General features: G+C 61.8%; 15 protein-coding genes. 13 read left to right on the forward strand and 2 right to left on the reverse strand.

Annotation, left to right across the window (positions count from 1 at the left end; genetic code table 11):
- The first annotated feature begins 85 nt into the window (after positions 1–85).
- The 7 genes from KZO83_RS05170 to murB all read left to right on the forward strand — a co-directional run bounded on the left by KZO83_RS05170 (position 86) and on the right by murB (position 7655).
- Positions 86–2362 carry a DNA internalization-related competence protein ComEC/Rec2 gene (locus KZO83_RS05170; protein ID WP_247619982.1) on the forward strand — a complete coding sequence of 759 codons (2277 nt, stop codon included), beginning with the start codon at positions 86–88 and terminating at the stop codon, positions 2360–2362.
- Positions 2363–2440: 78 nt separating this feature from the next.
- Complete coding sequence (gene msbA, locus KZO83_RS05175) at positions 2441–4180, forward strand: lipid A export permease/ATP-binding protein MsbA (protein ID WP_247619983.1); 1740 nt, start codon at positions 2441–2443, stop codon at positions 4178–4180.
- Entirely contained in the window at positions 4177–5169 is a 993-nt protein-coding gene (gene lpxK / locus KZO83_RS05180; RefSeq protein WP_247619984.1) for a tetraacyldisaccharide 4'-kinase, read from the forward strand. Before msbA ends, lpxK begins: the two co-directional genes overlap by 4 nt.
- 3 nt (positions 5170–5172) lie before the next feature.
- Entirely contained in the window at positions 5173–5397 is a 225-nt protein-coding gene (locus KZO83_RS05185; protein WP_247619985.1) for a Trm112 family protein, read from the forward strand.
- Complete coding sequence (gene kdsB, locus KZO83_RS05190) at positions 5394–6167, forward strand: 3-deoxy-manno-octulosonate cytidylyltransferase (protein WP_247619986.1); 774 nt, start codon at positions 5394–5396, stop codon at positions 6165–6167. Before KZO83_RS05185 ends, kdsB begins: the two co-directional genes overlap by 4 nt.
- Complete coding sequence (locus KZO83_RS05195) at positions 6164–6667, forward strand: low molecular weight protein-tyrosine-phosphatase (RefSeq protein WP_247619987.1); 504 nt, start codon at positions 6164–6166, stop codon at positions 6665–6667. The genes kdsB and KZO83_RS05195 overlap by 4 nt, the downstream gene beginning before the upstream one ends.
- Positions 6654–7655, forward strand: a complete 1002-nt coding sequence (gene murB, locus KZO83_RS05200) for a UDP-N-acetylmuramate dehydrogenase (protein WP_247619988.1) — start codon at positions 6654–6656, stop codon at positions 7653–7655. The genes KZO83_RS05195 and murB overlap by 14 nt, the downstream gene beginning before the upstream one ends.
- Before the next feature lie 114 nt (positions 7656–7769).
- Here murB and rne read toward each other — a convergent pair whose 3' ends face one another.
- Complete coding sequence (rne, locus tag KZO83_RS05205; RefSeq protein ID WP_247619989.1) at positions 7770–11267, reverse strand: ribonuclease E; 3498 nt, start codon at positions 11265–11267, stop codon at positions 7770–7772.
- A gap of 728 nt (positions 11268–11995) precedes the next feature.
- Here rne and KZO83_RS05210 point away from each other — a divergent pair.
- From KZO83_RS05210 to sppA, 3 genes are read left to right on the forward strand one after another with little or no spacing between them, the layout of a single operon-like run.
- Positions 11996–12943 carry an RluA family pseudouridine synthase gene (locus KZO83_RS05210; protein WP_247619990.1) on the forward strand — a complete coding sequence of 316 codons (948 nt, stop codon included), beginning with the start codon at positions 11996–11998 and terminating at the stop codon, positions 12941–12943.
- Positions 12944–13000: 57 nt separating this feature from the next.
- The gene (locus tag KZO83_RS05215) at positions 13001–13711 is read left to right on the forward strand and encodes an HAD family hydrolase (protein ID WP_247619991.1); all 711 of its coding nucleotides are present in this window, start codon (positions 13001–13003) and stop codon (positions 13709–13711) included.
- The gene (sppA, locus tag KZO83_RS05220) at positions 13708–14787 is read left to right on the forward strand and encodes a signal peptide peptidase SppA (protein WP_178998191.1); all 1080 of its coding nucleotides are present in this window, start codon (positions 13708–13710) and stop codon (positions 14785–14787) included. Before KZO83_RS05215 ends, sppA begins: the two co-directional genes overlap by 4 nt.
- A gap of 16 nt (positions 14788–14803) precedes the next feature.
- Here the strand turns inward: sppA and KZO83_RS05225 are convergent, their stop codons facing one another.
- Complete coding sequence (locus tag KZO83_RS05225) at positions 14804–15385, reverse strand: Maf family protein (RefSeq protein WP_040243670.1); 582 nt, start codon at positions 15383–15385, stop codon at positions 14804–14806.
- Between the two features lie 122 nt (positions 15386–15507).
- Between KZO83_RS05225 and KZO83_RS05230 the strand changes: the two genes are divergently transcribed.
- The 3 genes from KZO83_RS05230 to plsX are packed head-to-tail and all read left to right on the forward strand — an operon-like array spanning position 15508 to position 17393.
- Positions 15508–16035 carry a YceD family protein gene (locus tag KZO83_RS05230; RefSeq protein WP_040243669.1) on the forward strand — a complete coding sequence of 176 codons (528 nt, stop codon included), beginning with the start codon at positions 15508–15510 and terminating at the stop codon, positions 16033–16035.
- A 29-nt stretch (positions 16036–16064) separates the two neighbouring features.
- Positions 16065–16235, forward strand: a complete 171-nt coding sequence (rpmF, locus tag KZO83_RS05235; protein ID WP_040243667.1) for a 50S ribosomal protein L32 — start codon at positions 16065–16067, stop codon at positions 16233–16235.
- Between the two features lie 24 nt (positions 16236–16259).
- The gene (gene plsX / locus KZO83_RS05240; protein WP_247620186.1) at positions 16260–17393 is read left to right on the forward strand and encodes a phosphate acyltransferase PlsX; all 1134 of its coding nucleotides are present in this window, start codon (positions 16260–16262) and stop codon (positions 17391–17393) included.
- Positions 17394–17397: the final 4 nt, after the last annotated feature.

A 17397-nucleotide genomic window follows, 5' to 3' on the forward strand; every position in this document is an offset into this window, starting at 1 on the left:
ATACAACCCTAGGGTCTCGCTATCGTTGCGCGTCGGCGCTCAGCAGTCGATGATATATCGTCATTAGCTAAGAAAAGGATGGCGAATGAATCTGGGATGGGCGATGCCGCTGGCCCTGGCGGCTCTCGCGGGCAGCGTCTGGGGTTGGTGGGGACTGGCCGGTGGTGTCTGTGTGTGGGGGCTGGCCGTCCTGTTGGCTGTGGCATGCGAACGCTGGCGGTGGCTTGCGATGCTCGTCGTAGCGGGGATATGCGCGTGGCAGATTACCGCGCAGCACGTAGGCACGTTGCCGGAGGGCTTATCGCGGCAGGATGTCACGCTCGTCGGTCGGGTGACGCAGATAAGTGAAGGTCAAGGACTGACACGCATGCGCGTCGCGGTCACACACTGCGTGCCCCAAGAGACCGATCTACCATCATGCGAGGCGCTTTCACGGGTGCGATTGTCCTGGTACGACGCGCCGGTGATGCACACCGGGGAGCGCTGGCGGTGGCGTGTGCGTATGCGTCCACCGCAGGGCTTCGCCAATGATTACGGCTTCGATTATGCGGCCTGGCTATGGCGCGAGGGCATCCAGGCGACGGGATATGTGCGTGATTCGTCCGTGACACAGCGTTTGATGACCGCGCCTCCTAGCATGCGCGATGCCGGCTTGGCATTTCTGGATACTCAGACGTTGTCCGATCTGGCTACCCGCTGGCTGGCGGCACTTACCCTGGGCGCCAGCGAGCGTCTGACACAAGACGACTGGGACTTGCTCAACGCGACCGGCACCACGCACCTGATGGTGATATCCGGGTTGCACGTCGGCTTGGTGGCAAGCGTGACGCTGGTGTTGCTACGCCTGCTAGCGCGAGGTGTGACACCAGGGCATTGGCGCCTCGCGACTTGGCCGTGGTGGCTAGCAGGACTTGCGACGCTGGGATATGCCGGCATGGCGGGGTTCGAGCCGCCCGCACTACGTGCCACTGTGATGGCTTTGTTAGGGTTGTGGGTGGCCAGCGGACGTCATGCGCCAGGGCCTTGGCAGGCCTGGTGGCTGGCGTTGCTGGTGATCGTGGTGAGTGATCCTCTAACGGTGTGGCGCCCCGGGCTGTGGCTATCGTTTCTGGCTGTGGGCGTGCTGATAGCGGCCTGGCAAGGACGTCCCGCGCCGCGTGGTGTGCGGGGATGGTTGTGGGCATTGGCGCGTTCGCAATGCTTGCTGGCGCCGTTCATGGCCGCCGCCGTGCTGATCGGCTTCGAGCGGTTGGCGCCGGTGGGACCGCTGGTCAACTTGCTTGCGGTGCCACTCGTCGGCAGCATCATGGTGCCGCTGGGCCTGCTGGGCTGGGCGCTGGCTTGGTCGCCGAGTCTGGCGATGATCCCGTGGAGCATATTCGATGGACTCGCCCAGGGCGTTTGGAAGGGATTGACGCTGGCCGCCGCATGGCTACCTGTGTGGTCACCGCCGATATGGGAGACATGGCCACTGGCGTTGATATTGGCCGCGTTGGGCGCGGTATGGTTGATCCCCGGTTTGGTGGGACCTCTACGCTTGTGGGCCTCGGTGAGCCTGTTCGCCTTGGCGTTTACCCTGCGTCCGCCGGGTATTGCGACGGGGCGGGTCGTCGTCATCGTGCACGATGTGGGGCAGGGGCAGTTGATCGAGCTGCGTAGTGCGACGCAGCATTTACTGTTCGATACCGGACCGCGCTATGGCTCGGGATTCACGCCCGCAGAGTCGCTGTGGCCACCGGGGCGGCACTTCGACGACATCATCGTCAGTCATAGCGATCGCGATCATGCAGGTGGGGTGGAGACGATTGAGGAGATGCACCATGTCACGCGCTGGTGGGGGCCGCCGGAGATGTCCGTGGGCGTCACCACACGGGCATGTCGTCGCGGTGTAGGGTGGCGGCGAGATGGCGTCGACTACCGGTTTCTATCACCCGTTGGGAGTGACGTGACGCGCTCCGACAATGATCGTTCGTGCGTATTGCAGGTGACGGCTGGCGACCAGCGCTTGTTGATCACGGGGGATGCGGGGACTGACATCGAGCGGCGCTTGCTTGCAGGGTTAGAAACCCCATTGACGGTCCTGGTCGCAGGGCATCACGGCAGTCGTACCAGTTCCTCGCAGGCGTTCGTCGCCCGCACTCGGCCGGAGCACGTCATATTCAGTGCTGGCCGGGATAATGCGCATGGGCATCCGCATCCCGAAGTGGTACGCCGTTTTCGCCACGCTGGCAGTTGCTTATGGAATACTGCCACCGACGGCGCATTGCGTTTCACGCTTGGCGTACCGGTGCTGCGCATGCATTCGGCGCGCCCGCCCAGCGGTGTCGAAGGGGCGTGCATTGGGGTAGAATCCGGCGATTGATACGTATGTATCGTATTGCCTACTTCAGCAGTTGCCCCTTGAGTGGGGTGAGCAAGCCTCTCAACCAGCGGAGACGCCGTGAGAAACGCTACCAGTTGGTCCCTTTACCGTCGCTTGCTGGGATACGTTAAACCGCATTGGAAGGCGTTCATGGCCGCCGTGGTGGGGTACGCCATCTATGCGGCCTCGAGCACCGCCTTGGCGGAAATGATGAAACGCCTGATCGACGGCATCCAGAACCCCGATGCGGCCTTTCGCCTGATGTTGCCCCTGTTCGTGATCGGCATGTTCGCGGCGCGGGGCGTGGGGACATTCCTGGGCACCTACTACATGAGCGATGTAGCCCGTAATGTGGTCCATGCGTTGCGCTGCGAAGTGTTCAACCACATGTTGAACCTGCCGGGGCGTTTTTTCGACATGCACTCGAGCGGCCATCTTCTTTCGCGCGTCACTTACCATGTCGAACAGGTGACCGGCGCGGCGACCAACGCGATCACCATCATTCTGCGTGAAGGCCTGTTCGTGATCGGCCTGGTCAGTTATCTGCTCTGGACCAACTGGATGCTGACGCTGATCTTCTTGGCCGTTACACCGTTGATTGGCCTTGTGGTCAGTTACACTAGCAAGCGCTTCCGGCGTTTGTCGCGGCGCATTCAGAATTCAATGGGCGATGTCACCCATGTCGCTTCCGAGGCGTTATCGGGTTATCGCGTGGTGCGTACTCACGGTGCCGAAGGCTATGAAAAGGCGCGTTTCGCTGAGGCCAGTGATTACAACCGCGAACAGAGTATGAAGGTGGCGTTGACCAAGGCCGTCAGCACGCCGGTCATCCAGTTATTGGTGGCGCTTTCGTTGGCGGGATTGGTATGGCTGGCGATGTCGCCGGCCTTGATGGCTTCGATGACGCCGGGTGAGTTCGTGGCCTTTATCACCGCTGCGTCGTTGATGGCCAAGCCGGTGCGGCAGCTCACCGAGGTCAATAGCACGATCCAGAAGGGGTTATCGGCCTCGCAAGAGCTGTTCGGCCTACTTGAGCAACCACCCGAAGTAGACGAGGGCACTTATGTGCCGACGCGCATCGACGGGCGTGTACGTTTCGAGGGCGTGCGCTTTCGTTATGGCGAGGACCAGGCCGAGGTGCTCAAGGGCATCGACCTGGATATCCCCGCCGGGGAGATGGTCGCCATCGTAGGGCGTTCCGGCAGTGGCAAGTCGACCATGGTGAGCTTGCTGCCACGTTTTTATCGTCCCACCGAGGGGCGGGTGACGCTGGATGACGTGGACATCCAGACTTATTCGCTATCACCGCTGCGTCAGCGCATCGCGCTGGTCTCCCAGCAGGTGACGCTTTTTAACACCACCATCGGTGCCAATATTGCGTACGGACACCCCGATTCTGACCGGGAAGCCGTCGAGCGCGCTGCGCGCGCCGCCTACGCACATGAGTTCATCGAGCGTTTGCCCAATGGCTACGAAACCGTCGTTGGCGATAACGGCGTGATGCTGTCCGGTGGTCAGCGGCAACGCTTGGCCATTGCGCGAGCGATTTTCAAAGATGCTCCTGTGCTGGTGCTCGACGAGGCCACTTCGGCGCTGGATACCGAGTCCGAGCGTTATATTCAGCAAGCGTTGGAAACGGTGTGCCGTGGGCGCACGACCTTTGTCATTGCCCACCGCTTATCGACCATCGAGCGTGCCGACCGTATTCTGGTCATGGAACAGGGCGAGATCATCGAAAGCGGCACGCATACCGAACTGCTGGCGCAGGATGGCGCCTATGCCGCGCTTCACCAACTGCAATTCCAGGAGGCCGAGTGAGTCGCTTGCAGGATGCCTGGTACCGTGACGCGGCCTGGCTCATGCCGTTGCGTCCTTTGGCGGGGCTGTATGCTTCGGCCATGGGGGCGCGACGCAGGGCCTACCAGCGCGGCACGAAGACGGTCTGGGCACCTCCGGTGCCGTTGATCGTGATCGGCAATCTTTCCGTGGGAGGAACCGGCAAGTCGCCCCTTGTGGCATGGATGGCGCGCTGGCTCGCCGAACGTGGTTGGCATCCAGGCATCGTCTCGCGTGGCTATGGCGGCCATGCACGTCGTTATCCGCTGTACGTGACGCCGGAAACCTCTCCGGCAGAAGCAGGCGACGAGCCGGTCATGCTGGCGGCCCAGACAGGACTTCCCGTCGCGGTGGACCCCGACCGCCCACGTGCCGCGCGTAAGTTGGTCGCGGCCGGCTGCGATATCCTGCTATCCGATGATGGGCTACAGCATCTGGCCATGGGGCGAGATATCGAGCTCGTGGTGGTGGATGGCGTGCGCGGCTTCGGCAATGGTCGCTGTCTGCCCGCGGGGCCTCTACGCGAACCCCTTTCTCGATTGGATGAGGTGGATGCAGTCATCGGCAACGGCCCCTTGCAGCAAGACTTGCCGGTGCCTCACTACAGCATGCATCTGACGCCGTCGCGTTGGCGGCATCTGATCGATGACGTCTGCTACCCCATCGAAGGGCGGCCGTTCAATGGACGCGTGCATGCCCTGGCAGGGATCGGCCATCCAACGCGTTTCTTCGAGACACTGGCGGGACTGAACGTCGAATTCGATCCTTGCCCGTTGGCCGATCACCACCGTTTCGATGCTGCCGACCTGCAATTTTCCGACAATCGTCCGGTGGTCATGACGGCCAAGGATGCGGTCAAGTGTCGTTCTTTCGCGCATGAACGGTGCTGGGTGTTGGATGTCGAAGCGCATCCCGATCCGGCGCTTATGACCTGGCTAGAAGGCCGCTTGGCGGCGCTGACCGAGAGGTGAACCATGGATAAGCAAATGCTGGCAATGCTGGTGTGCCCACACTGCCAGGGCAAGCTCAAGTACGACCGCGAACGCGGTGAACTCAAGTGTTACTTCGATGGCCTGGCATATCCCGTGGAAGATGAAATCCCGGTGATGCTGGCAGAACGAGCGCGTCACATGGACGCTGACGAGAAGCTGGCCAAGACCCGTAGCGGTGCCGGAGAGGCACGGGATGACGCGAAATGAATGATGTGGTCGTGGTGATACCGGCGCGCTATGGCTCGTCGCGGCTACCGGGCAAACCCTTGTTGGAGATCAACGGCGAGCCCATGATCGCGCGCGTATGGCGACGCGCCTGCCAAAGCGGGGCTACGCGTGTGGTAGTGGCCACCGATGATGTGCGTATCGAGACGGCCATGCGCCCCTATGAGGCCGAGGTCATGCTGACCGAGCGCGAGCACCCCTCCGGGACCGATCGCCTCGCCGAAGTGGCGGCACGTCTAGGTTTGGATGCCGAGACCATCGTGGTCAATGTGCAAGGTGATGAGCCGTTCATTCCCGCGTCGCTGATCGATCAGGTGGCACGGCGTCTTGCCGACGATGCGAGTGCCTCGATTGCTACGCTGGCGGAGCCTATCGGTGACGTCGAGACCTTGTTCAATCCTAACGTGGTCAAGGTGGTGCGCGACCTATATGGGCGCGCCCTTTATTTCTCTCGGGCGCCGGTGCCCTGGGACCGAGAGAGCTTCGCTCAGCGTCCCGATCATCTCGAAACCGATGCTTGGCTACGCCATATCGGACTCTATGCGTATCGTGCCGGTTTCCTGGCCGAGTATGTCGATTGGTTGCCGTCGCCGATCGAGCAACTGGAGCAGCTCGAGCAATTGCGCGCCATGCATTATGGGCATCGTATTCAGGTGGCTCTGGCCTGCGAAGCCCATCCGGCGGGGGTCGACACTCAGGAGGATCTCGAGCGGGTGCGCCGCCTGATCGCCGAGGAGGAGGGTGCGGCATGATCCGTATTCTCTTCGTGTGTCTGGGCAATATATGCCGTTCGCCGACTGCGGAAGGTATCGTCAGGGCGCGCTTGCAGGCGGCAGGCCTTGCGGAGGCCGTGACGCTCGATTCCTGCGGCACCGGGCGCTGGCATGTGGGCGAAGCGCCCGACCCACGAGCCCAGGAGGAAGCGCGAGCGCGAGGTATCGACATTGCCTCACTATGCGCACGCCAGCTCCGTGTCGATGACTTCCATGCGTTTGATTATCTGCTGGCCATGGATGCGGATAACCTAGCTCATATGCGGCGTATGGCGCCTGCCGACTGTCAGGCGCATCTCGGTCTGCTGCTGGATTTTGCAGGGCCCACAGGACGCTCGGTGCCGGACCCGTATTATGGGGCGGGGGATGGTTTTGCCAATGTGTTCGCCTTGATCGAGCAGGCTGCCGGCGGCCTGATCGAAACCTGTCGTCAACGCCTTGAAGTGCAGCATTCGGAGCCTGGCGATGGCGCTCGCTAAGGCCGCGACACTCGATAACACGCTAGGATTGCCCTGTCGGGCGGAGCGTTTCATCGTGGCCACCTCGCACGACGAGATACGCAACGCGCTGGTCATGGCAGCGAATGATACGGCGCCGCTCAACATCGTGGGCGGTGCCAGCAATCTGATCTTGGCGCCGCGTCTCTCGGGGGTAACCTTGCAGGTGGCGTGTGACGATTGGTGGTGGGAAGAAAGCGACGACCAGACAATTCTCGTCTACGCGCAGGCAGGGTTGGTCTGGCATGATCTCGTCGAGGCATGCGTTGAACGCGGCTGGTGGGGCATCGAAAACCTGGCGTTGATTCCAGGCCATGTCGGCGCTGCACCGATCCAGAATATCGGCGCCTACGGCGTCGAGCTTGCCGACGTGCTGGATTCGGTCCATGTCATGTACTGCGATGATGGCCGCGATGCCGTTTTCTCTCGCGATGATTGTGAATTCGCCTACCGCGACAGTATATTCAAACGCGCCTTGGCGGGGCGTGTCGTGGTAACACAGGTCGTGCTGAGGTTGTCGCGTAGTCCTTCGCCTCGTTTGGGCTACGGCGATCTTGCCAAGCGTGTCTCGGTGCATCCCAAGGTGCAAGAGATCTTTGATGCCGTGTGTGCCACAAGGCGTGAGAAACTGCCCGATCCCGCCGTGCTGGGGAACGCCGGCAGCTTCTTTACCAATCCCGTGCTCGAGGTAACCCACGCCGAGCGTCTTCTTCGGGAATATCCTGCGATGCCGCATTTCCCGCAACCGGATGGAAGCGTCAAGCTGGCCGCGGGCTGGTTGATCGAACGCTGTGGCTTCAAAGGAATGCGCTGGGGCGCCTTTGGCGTGCATGAACGCCAGGCCTTGGTGCTGGTGCACTTCGGTGGTGGCGACAGGCAGGAACTGTTGGCACTGGCCGACCATATTCGCGATACAGTCCATCAGGTATTCGAGGTAATGCTGGAGCGAGAGCCGCGCCTGATGGGGTAGCTGGGTCCGCCTGCGCTCGCCCACGGAGAGCCGACCATAAAAAAACGCCTGAAGGATCGCTCCTTCAGGCGTTTTTTTATGTCTGGAAGGCGGCCGAGTCGGCCGCCTTGGGGCTTAGGCGTTGTCGTCGCCGCGGAAGAGATTTTCCTGGAGACGATGACGCTGTTCGCGTGGGTCGTTGTGGGCACGACGACGCGGACGCGGCGTGGCCGTTTCCTGAGGCGCTTGGGACGCTACCGTAGTGGTGGCTGCCGGAGCGGATGTTTCTTCGGCACGCGGTGTGGTCGTCGGTGCCGGGGACTCGGCCGGCGTCGCAGGTGTTTCCTCGGTGCTGGCCGGTGCGTCGGTCGCAGCCGGCGTTTCAACCTCGGGCGCCGGTGTGGGCGTCGGGGTCGAAGCCGAGCTGACCTGCGCTTCGGCGCTGTCCTTGGGCGTTGTCGCGTCGGTCGTATCGGTGACTGCGACGTTATCGTCTTCTGTCTGCGAGGACGGCGTCACGTCATCGTTGGCCGGCTTGTCATCGCTCGCCTGAGCCGCAAGGGGCTCGGTGGGCGTAGACGGTTCGGGTTTCTCGTTTGCGACCGGCGCGTCGCTAGCCTGCGGGGCGTGCTTCTCGGCCGGAGAAGCTGTGCCACTTTCCTTTTTGGAGGCTGTCTCCTTGGGGGCTGCTTCAACGGTCTCGTCGGCATCCTCAGGAGCGGCTTGCGTCGGTGCCTGTGCCGGAGAGTCGTCAGCGGGCGCTTGTGAAGAGCCATCAGCGGACGTTTGTGAAGCGTCATCAGCGGGAGCATCTTTCGACGTCGCCTGGGCGGCGGTACGCTCGGCGCTATCCGCTGCAGGCGTCTGCGTCGCCTCGGTAGTGCTGCCTTCCGCCGGTGCTTCGGTCGGGCGCGATGGCGCTGCCGCATTCTTGCGGGATTCGTCCGCTTGAGCGCTAGCATCCGAATCCGTGCGCGGCTGCGTCTCGCTGGGCGATGTCGTCGCCTCGGACGTCGCGTCGGTTGTGGCGGACGAGACCGTCTCGCTCGGCTTCGTGCTCGCTTTGCCTTCTGCGGGCTCCGCAGCCGAGGGCGCAGGACTGGAGGTTTCGCCCTGGGCGTCTTGTGCCGGTTCGCTTGCCGCTTCTTGCTGCTGAGCTTGTAGCTTTTCCTGCTCGGCCACCGATTGCGGATTCACGGCATGCTTGCGGCTGCGCTTACGCGGATTATTGCGCGTGCGCTTTGGCTTGCTATCTGCCTTTGGCGTTTCGCCTTGCGCTGGAGAGGCCGAGGCCTTGTCCTCGGACGTCGCTTGTGAGGCAGACTCCGACTTGGGCTTATTGGCCTTGGTATCCTTGTTTTCCGCGCGGGGTTTGTTGGATTTGCCGGCGTTACGCGCTTCGTTGCGACCGTCGTTACGAGTGTCCGGCTTCGAGTTGTCGCCGTTACTGGCGTTGTCGCTACCGCTACGTTCGGCATTGTTCGACTTGCCGGAGCCACGCGAAGGCTTTGAGTTGCGGTTGGACTGCGCGTTGTTGTTCTCTTCGCGACGGCTTTCGTTACGCGATGCTTGGCGCTCTTGTGACTCCTCGCCATTGCGGCGCCGGCGGTTATTATTGCCGTTGCGGGCGTTGTTACCAGCGTTATTGCTATTGCTGGACGCTGTATCGCGGCGCGTATCATCGTTGTCACGCGACGTTTGGCGCTGCTGTTTGTTGGCAGGCTTCTTGTCCCCCGATCGTCCCGCTTGGCCGTTACCGTTACGGTTACGCTGTTGCGAGGAGTCCGTCGAAGACTTGCTGGCCGCGCGCTTGGGCGACTCGGCGCCGGAAGCGGCACTCTGTGACGAGGCGCCCTGTGACGAGTCGGCGCTATCATCGCCATTGAGCAGTTTGCCGAGGCCTTTCACCATGCGAGAGAAAAGCCCACCTTCGGGGGCTGTTGCAGGCGTCATGCCGGAGTTCGGCTTAGAGTTCTCTGCGCTCGACTTGCCTTGGGGGTCGGTATCGGTCTGCAGCGAGGTGGGAGCCGGGGCGTTGTGCGCGATGCTCTTGACCGCTGCTTCCGCGCGCTGCACTGGCTTTTCGAGTGCCGGGTCGGGTTCCTGCGTCAGCTCGGTTTCGGTGGCCAGTTCGAAGCTCGAACGCTGGCCGTCCTCTTCATTGACTTGATCGTCGCGCAGACGCTGCATGTCGTAATGCGGCGTATCCATGTCGGGATTGGGTAAGAGGACGACCTGGACGCCTTGTCGCTGCTCGATGTCGTTGAGCACGCTGCGCTTTTCGTTGAGTAGATAGGTCGCCACTGGCACCGGAAGAACCGCGCGAATCTGTGAGCTGCGCTCCTTCATGGCCTCTTCTTCGATGAGGCGCATGATGGACAGCGAGATGGAGCGTACATCGCGGATGGTGCCTTGACCGTTGCAACGCGGGCAGACCACACCACTGGTTTCGCCGAGCGAGGGTCGCAGGCGCTGACGCGACATTTCCATCAGGCCGAAACGCGAGATGCGTCCGATCTGCACGCGGGCGCGGTCGAGCTTGAGTGCATCGCGTACACGGTTTTCCACTTCGCGCTGATTCTTGGCTGGCGTCATATCGATGAAGTCGATGACCACCAGGCCGCCGATGTCGCGAAGCCGCAACTGCCGTGCGATTTCGTCGGCGGCTTCGAGATTGGTCTGTAGCGCAGTTTCCTCGATGTCGCTGCCGCGTGTGGCGCGTGCCGAGTTGATGTCGATGGACACCAGGGCCTCTGTGTGGTCGATGACCACGGCGCCGCCCGACGGGAGCTTGACCTCGCGCTGGTAGGCGGTCTCGATCTGCGACTCGATTTGGAAGCGCGAGAACAGCGGCACGTCGTCGGCGTAGAGCTTGATCTTGTTCTGATAGGAGGGCATGACCTGGCGGATGAAATGCAGGGCCTCTTCATGCACCTCGGGACTGTCGATCAAGACTTCGCCGATATCATGGCGCAGGTAATCGCGCATGGCGCGAATGATGACGTTGGACTCACGGTAGATGAGGAAGGGCGCGCTACGCTTGCCGGCTTCCTCGGTAATCGCTTCCCATACCTGTACGAGGTAGTCCATGTCCCACTGGAGTTCCTCGGGAGAGCGTCCGATCCCGGCGGTGCGCACGATGACACCCATCTTGTCGGGAACGGTGAGTTGGCCCATGGCGTCTTTGAGTTGCGCACGGTCTTCGCCCTCGATGCGGCGTGAGATGCCGCCGGCACGGGGATTGTTGGGCATCAGAACGAGGAAGCGCCCGGCCAGGCTGATGAAGGTGGTCAGCGCGGCGCCTTTGTTGCCGCGTTCTTCCTTGTCGACCTGGACGATGACTTCCTGACCTTCCTTGAGGACTTCCTTGATGTTGGGGCGTCCGGAAGGCTCTTTGGTGAAGTATTCCCGCGAAATTTCCTTGAGCGGGAGAAAACCGTGGCGTTCGGCACCGAAATCGACGAAGGCGGCTTCGAGGCTGGGCTCGATACGCGTGATGCGGCCACGGTAGATATTGGCTTTTTTCTGTTCCCGGGCACCGGATTCGATGTCGAGGTCGTACAGGCGTTGTCCATCGACGAGTGCGACGCGCAGCTCTTCGGGCTGTGTCGCATTGATGAGCATTCGTTTCATGCAAGTCTCACTGACTAGGCGTGCCGGTCTAACGACAAGGCGTGGCAACGGCGCGTCGAATCGTTTGCTTGCATGCTTGTGCTCAGTGCATGTCGTGACGATGTCTTGGCGACCCAGAGGGCCGTGGGCGACAAGACAGGCATACCAACGGTCGTCATCGCCCAACGGGGGCGATGCGCGTGATGATGGCCGCCGAATGCGGTGGACGAGGGGGCCCGCCAGCGCTTCGAAGGGTGTTCAACTTCGTTATCCCGTTTGTATCGATCCTGTCGTATACATCCCTGAACACTGTAAGAGCATGTTGAGTACGCGACGGAGGCAGGACGTGTCCCGGCGGGAGTGTGCCCGTCCGGCCCTGCGGTCATCCGCCAGACAGCTAGCAATAAGTCGATTCGGCGACGCCGGCCCCGGCACGGTGTTTATGTCACCCCGTGTGGTGGCGCCGAAAATATCGTGCGCCCCTGGCGGGCATGGCGTTCCAAACGTTCTCTTCCCCTAGTGCGGCGATGATGTCGTCGCCAGCGGGGATGTCATGTTCTTCGTTCGGGCCTGCGTGTCTGCAAAGCAGGCGCAACTGACGGGCGCTTGATACCCATTTGAACGAGCCTCGAATATAACAGTAAAGCGATAACGCAGCAATTGGCGTCAAGTCGGTCTCGCTGCGGTAGAATGTTGGCCGGCGTCAAGTGGCGACAATTCGGTGGGGATTCGTAAAGGAGAGGGTGCGCATGGCCGAAGGCCGAGACGTACAGTGGGTGGAGATAAGCGAAGGGCAGGTCGGGCAACGTATCGACAATTTCTTGCGTACGCGGCTCAAGGGGGCGCCCAAATCCTTGATTTATCGCATCGTGCGCAAAGGTGAGATCCGCGTCAACAAGAAGCGAGTCAAGGCGGACTACCGGCTGGTGCTGGGCGACATGGTGCGCATACCGCCTTTACGTCTGGCGCCCGAAGAAGCCGTGCGCGAAGTCAGTGACGGGCTGCGTAATCTACTGGCAGGCAGTGTGTTGGTCGAGGGCCCCGATTGGTTGGTGCTCAACAAGCCGGCCGGGCTCGCCGTGCATGGTGGCAGTGGCGTGAAGATCGGGTTGATCGAGGCGCTGCGCCAGGTCCGTGACGATCTCGATTTCTTGGAACTGGTGCATCGTTTGGATCGTGATACCTCGGGTTGTCTGTTGCTGGCCAAATCGCGCGAGGCGTTGGTGACCTTGAATCAGGCGCTCAAGGCACATCAGATGGATAAGCAGTACCTAGCCCTTGTGCAAGGGCGCTGGCCGGCGCGGCGCGAGTTCATCAGCGCGCGGCTCGATCGCTTCAATGCGGGCAACGGCGAGCGGCGAGTGCGTGTCGATAACCAGGGCAAAGTGTCGCGCACGCGCTTTGCCGTGCGCGAGGCGTTCTCGCGTGTCACGTTGATCGAGGCCGAGCCGGTGACCGGCCGCACCCACCAGATTCGTGTGCATGCCGAGCATGCCGGGCATGCATTGTTAGGTGACGACAAGTACGGAACCCGCGAGGGCGCCCGTTTGGCGCGTGAGTTGAAGCTCGATCGCTTGTTCCTGCATTCTCATGCCTTGACCTTTCCCGAGCCCTCGAGCGGTCGCCCGGTGCATGTCAAGGCGCCGCTGGGAGAAACGCTCGAAGCGGTGCTGGCGAGAGCGCGCCGTGCCAATTGATTGGCTCATGAGTCGCGAGAGTGCGGCATCGAATAACGCCGATGAGGGGAAAGTGGTTTGCGCTATCGTTTAGTGATCTTCGACTGGGATGGCACCTTGATGGATTCCGCAGCGCGGATCGTCGCCTGCATGCAAGCAGCCGCGGAGGATATTGGCTGGGCGCCGCTGTCGGATGAGGCGGTACGTGACATTATTGGGCTGGGGTTGCCGGAGGCCATTGCCAAGCTGTGCCCGGGGATGGCTGCGGAGCAGCGTGAGCGTTTGCGCGAGCGCTACGCGGCACACTTCGTTGCTGCCGAGCGGGAGCCGATGCGCTTCTTTGATGGGGTGGCATCCGGAATGACACGCCTACGCGGCGAGTCGAACCTGCGATTGGCAGTGGCGACCGGCAAAAGCCGCCGTGGTCTGGATCGCATTTTCACGAGCACAGGCAGTGGTGAATGGTTCCACGCTAGCCGTACGGCCGATGAAACGTTGTCCAAGCCGCACCCTCGCATGCTGGAGGAATTGCTGGCCGAGACGGACTTGGCGCCGGAGGAGGCGTTGATGGTCGGGGATACCGAATACGACATGGAAATGGCACGGGCATTGGGTATGGACCGCGTGGCGGTGACCTATGGCGTTCATGCCCGCGAGCGCCTGGCGCGTAGCGAACCTGTGTTGATGGCCGATACGTTCACGGCGCTGATGGATTGGTTGTATGTGGATCACCACGATGATGTACCCGATGCAGGACAGTGCATCGGGCGTCGGAGCGAAATCTCATGAGTGACGATAAACGCGAGGACGCTTGGACGCAGGGCCCCGCGGTCGGGCGCGCGTCGCGCGAACGCAACCAGGCCGACGAGTCTGACGAAGAGGCGATAAGCGACCCCGAGCGCTTGCGTGAGCTGCGGCGCCTGCGCGAACAGCGCATGCTCGACCGCTGGATCGACGGCGTGCTCGTCGAGCAGCGGCGTTCACGGCGCTGGAAGCTATTCTTTCGTCTAGTGGTCGTGCTGCTGATTGCGTCGTCGCTAGCGATGACAGCGTATGCGTTATTCTTCACCGATCGCGACATGGCCGGTGGTGTCGGTGCACCCCATCTGGGCGTCGTCGAGGTCGACGGTGTCATCGATGCCGATGGGGAGGCCAGTGCCGAGCGCATCATCGAAGGGCTGCGTGCCGCATGGAAAGCGCCGTCGTCACGGGCGGTGGTGCTGCATATCAATAGCCCCGGTGGCAGCCCAGTGCAATCACAGCGCGTATATGATGAAGTGCGCCGTTTGACGAAAAAAGGCGACAAGCCGGTCGTGGCAGTGATCGAGGATATCGGCGCTAGCGGTGCCTATTACATAGCGTCGGCGGCGGACGATATCTATGCCGCCCCGGCGAGCCTGGTGGGCTCCATCGGCGTCATTTATTCCGGCTTCGGGATGCAGGAGGCCATCGATAAGCTGGGAATCGAGCGCCGGGTCTTTACCGCCGGCGACAACAAGGCATTTCTCGATCCCTTCTCCCCGATGCGCGATGAGCAGCGAGATTTCTGGCAAGACGTGTTGGACACCACTCACCGTCAATTCATCGAAGACGTCAAGGACGGGCGCGGCGCACGTTTGGCCGACGATCCTAGGCTCTTTTCCGGCCTGGTCTGGACCGGGGAGCAAGCGCTCGACTTGGGGCTGATCGACGGCTTGGAGAGTCTCGATGGATTATCTCGGGAACGCTTCGATGATGTACGGCTGCACGATTATACGCCGGCGCTCGACCCCTTGAGTCGTTTGTCACGCCAACTGGGGCGTGTCGCGGCCGAGTGGGCTGGGATCTCTAGCAACGCGTCGCCCGTGCGCTATCAGGTGCAATGACGACGCTTGGCCGGTGTCACCCTAGCGGGTCGAGACCGGCCTCGCGCAGCATTTCACACAGACGTATCAGCGGCAGGCCGATCAGGGTGTTGGGGTCTCGCCCCTCGAGGCGTTCGAAGAGTGTGATGCCCAGCCCTTCCATGCGAAAACTGCCGGCGCTGTCCAATGGGCGCTCTTTTTCGACGTAACGCTCGATCTGGGTATCGCTGAGTTCGCGAAATACCACGTCGTAACGTTCATGATCGACCCAATGGCGCGCGTGGGCAGTATCGATGAGTGCGATGCCGGTTAGAAAGCGAACGTGCCGGCCTGAAAAACGGCGCAGGTTAGCGCGGGCGGTGGCCATGTCGCCGGGCTTGCCGAGTATCTCGCCGTCGAACAGGCAGATCTGGTCCGAGCCGATGATCAAGTGCTCGGGGTACTCGCCGGCGAGCGCCGTGGCCTTGCCTAGGGCGAGGCGATGCACCAGGGCCTGGGGCGATTCGCGGGGGTGCGGAGTTTCGTCGATGTCCGGCGCGGCCCACGCATAAGGCAGTTCGAGACGGTCGAGGAGCTGGCGGCGCCAACGGGAGCCGGAAGCGAGGACAAGGCGAGTCATGGCGTCTCCTGGAAAAACGATGGCGGGATGGCGCGTCAATTCGCAGTCTGCCGCGCTCCGTCGGTTCTGTACAGTGTGCTTGTTTTGACAGCGTCGGGGTGAGTCCCTATTATTGCGCGCCTATGTTGACCACACGACTTCCTAAGCAGGTCGAGCCTTATAAGCTCGCTGCCAATCGCGAACGTCTCGAAGGCCTGGCGGCACTCGATGCGATGTCGCGCCTTGGCGAAGAGATCGGCGCGCAGCAGGGCGACTGCGAGGTACGCCTGAGTTTCGATATCGATACCCAAGGGCGGCGTCTCATGGACGGCCAGCTTCTGGCGCATGTGCAGATGCCTTGCAGACGTTGCCTGGAGCCCATGCCGGTGACGCTGGAGAGTCACTTCCTGCTGGGACTGGTCACCGATGATAGTCTGGCGGGTGATTTGCCGAGCGACTATGAGCCGGTATTGGTGGAAAACGAGCAGCTGAATCTTCTGCCGGTGGTTGAGGATGAGCTCATCCTTAGCCTGCCTCAGGTGATTTATCATGACGAAGCGGATTGCGCCGTTTCGCGCGATCAGCTGGAAAGCGGCGCTGATGCCGAGGTGTCGGAGCAGCGTTCTACAAGCCCTTTCGAGATGCTGCGCAACTTGAAAGGCAAACTTTGAATCATCGTCGACACTCTGGAGTGTAACCCATGGCAGTTCAAAAAGTACGCAAGAGCCGTTCCAAGCGTGGCATGCGTCGTAGCCACGATGCGTTGAGCGCCCCGACCCTGTCTCAGGACAAGGAAACCGGCACCACGCATCGTCGTCACCATGTGGCGTCCGATGGCTTCTATCGTGGCCGCAAGGTCTTCGACGTTTAAGACGTCGTCGACGCGCACGTGACCGTGCGAATCGCTATCGATGCGATGGGCGGGGACCTGGGTCCCCGCGCCACCGTCACCGGCTCTCTCCAGGCGCTCGCCATGCACTCGAATCTCGAGATTCAGATGCACGGCCCTCGCGACGTCTTGGAAGCCGAGCTAGAGTCTCTTCCCAAACGCCTTTCCGGCCATCGTTCCCGTCTCGTCCTGCAGCACGCGCCGCGTGTCATTTCGCAGGCCATGCGGGTAGCGAATGCCGTGCGTGAGGCCAGCGGGACAAGCATGCTCGGTGCCATCGCGAGCGTTCGCGACGGTCAGGCGGACGCCTGTGTCAGCGCCGGAAATACCGGGGCACTGATGGCGTTGGCGAGGCGTGAGTTGGGCACGGTCAAGGGCATTGCACGGCCTGCCATCAGTACGGCGGTACCGACCCAGGGTGGCGGGCGTTGTTATCTGCTCGACCTGGGGGCCAACGTCGGTGTTCAGGCTCGTCATCTGGTCGATTTTGCGCGCATGGGCGCGATCATGGCGCGAGTGATCGACGATACGGTGACGCCGCGTGTGGCGCTCTTGAATATCGGTGTCGAAGCCAGCAAAGGCGTGCCTAGCGTACGCGAGGCAGACGAGTGTCTGCGTCAAGGCGTGGCGTGCCATCGAGATGGTTATGGTTTCGAGTATATCGGTTACCTCGAAGGCGATGGTGTCTTTTCAGGGGCGGCGGATGTCGTGGTGTGTGACGGTTTCGTAGGCAATGCGGTCTTAAAGGCCAGCGAGGGCTTGGCAACGATGTTGCTAGCGCGTCTTCAGGAGACGTTCGAAGCGCATTTTACCACGCGCGTGGTGCGTGCCATGGCCAGGCCTGCGTTACTGCGTCTCAAGCGGCGACTCGACCCGGTACGCTATAATGGCGCGAGTCTGCTGGGGCTGTCGGGTATTGTCGTCAAGAGTCACGGCGGGGCAGATGCCAAAGGTTTTGCCTATGCCATTTCACGCGCGGTGCGCGAGGTCGACATGGATTTGCCTTCGCATCTGGCAAGGGAGTTGGGGGATGCGGTGCGTCCTGAGCCTTCTATCCTCTCGGTCGACTCCGATATCGGCCGAGCGGATAGTGGGTTAGCGAACGATGCTCAACCCGACGACTCCAATCCTCAAAGGTGACTGT

The sequence above is a fragment of the Chromohalobacter moromii genome, assembly GCF_023091865.1.
Classification (GTDB): domain Bacteria; phylum Pseudomonadota; class Gammaproteobacteria; order Pseudomonadales; family Halomonadaceae; genus Chromohalobacter; species Chromohalobacter moromii.